The 359-nt window shown below is 68.5% G+C and carries 1 protein-coding gene; it reads left to right on the top strand.

Features of this window, described 5'->3' with window-relative positions:
• Positions 1-340 (top strand): LysR substrate-binding domain-containing protein (locus ACLJNW_RS23680; protein WP_410961155.1); only part of this gene is annotated, 340 nt, incomplete at its 5' end.
• Positions 341-359: the final 19 nt, after the last annotated feature.

The following is a 359-nucleotide window of genomic DNA, read 5'->3' as shown; positions in this document are numbered from 1 at the left end:
CTTCTGCCCCCACGACCAGCGGCCGATCCCGCTGGCCATGTTCAACACCACCTGCTTTTGCCGGGCCTGGGCCTGCAACGCCCTGGAGGCGGCGGAACTGGACTACCGCATCGCCTACAGCAGCCCCAGCCTGTCGGCGCTGTTCGCGGTGGTCAGCGCCGGCCTCGCCGTGACCGTGCAACTGCGCAGCCTGCTCACCGGCAACCTGCGCATCCTCGACGAGAGCGAGGGCCTGCCCGCCCTGCCCTCGGCCAGCATCATGCTGATGCGCAACCCGCACAGCCAGTCACCGGTCACCGAGAAGCTCGCCGAATACATCGGCGAGGGCTTCCGTCTCTGACTCAACCGCGCACCAGCAG

Source organism: Salmonella sp. SAL4457, from assembly GCF_046548235.1.
GTDB lineage: Bacteria > Pseudomonadota > Gammaproteobacteria > Enterobacterales > Enterobacteriaceae > Salmonella > Salmonella enterica.
This window is presented reverse-complemented; position numbering and strand designations above follow the sequence as displayed.